This is a genomic window from Acetobacter orleanensis (genome assembly GCF_001581005.1).
Taxonomy (GTDB): Bacteria; Pseudomonadota; Alphaproteobacteria; order Acetobacterales; family Acetobacteraceae; genus Acetobacter; species Acetobacter orleanensis.
This window is the reverse complement of sequence record NZ_LHZV01000008.1, coordinates 1-698: the sequence shown is the minus strand read 5'-3', so window position 1 is coordinate 698 and position 698 is coordinate 1. Positions and strand designations below refer to the sequence as shown.

General features: G+C 57.7%; 2 protein-coding genes. Both read left to right on the top strand.

Features of this window, described 5'->3' with window-relative positions; genetic code table 11:
- On the top strand, window positions 1–134 hold a 134-nt coding region (locus AD949_RS13485), incomplete at its 5' end, for an LpxL/LpxP family acyltransferase (protein ID WP_456303526.1).
- A gap of 180 nt (window positions 135–314) precedes the next feature.
- Window positions 315–698: inositol monophosphatase family protein (locus tag AD949_RS00045; RefSeq protein ID WP_169795425.1), on the top strand; the 384-nt coding region annotated here is incomplete at its 3' end.

Genomic DNA, 698 nt, shown 5'->3' with positions numbered 1-698 from the left:
ATACAGGCGATAAGCAGCAGGATTTGCGGCTGCTGGTGCAGCAGGTGAATGACAAGTTGGAAAGCTGGATCAGGCGAAAGCCGGAAAGCTGGCTTTGGCTCCATCGTCGCTGGCCGAAAAGCCTCTACAAATAAAAAGCCTGCGGACTACGTTGGCTTGGTTTTTTGTTTCCAGCCCATGTCGGAAATATGAGGGTTATGACACAGGTCGTATAGCTGTTCTCCAGCCAGATAGCAGAGAAAGGCGGTCGCCCCCTCGCCGACTTCAAGCTATGGTAAGGCTTTATACCCTTCCTAGTTTGGAGCCTGTCGCCCATGTCCTCACCCAGCCCTGCCCTTGCCTATCGTCTGGAAGCCGCCCGGGGTGTGGTTCAGGATGCAGCGCGTCTTGCCATGTCCATGCGTCCCGCGCCGGGTGGGCCAGAAGGCAAGCAGAAATCAGCGCAGGACTGGCTGACAGAAGCAGATGGCGCGGTGGAAAACTTTATTGCCCAGAGAATGAAAACCCTGTTCCCGGATGATGGATTTCAGGGGGAAGAAGGTGGCGTGGCCCGTGCGGGCAGCCTGCGCTGGGTGGTTGACCCAATTGACGGCACGTCCAACTACGCACGCGGCCGCAACCGCTGGTGTGTCTCACTCGGGCTTTTGGAGGGGGATGAACCAGTGGCGGGAGTAATTGAAGCCCCTGCGCTGGGGGAA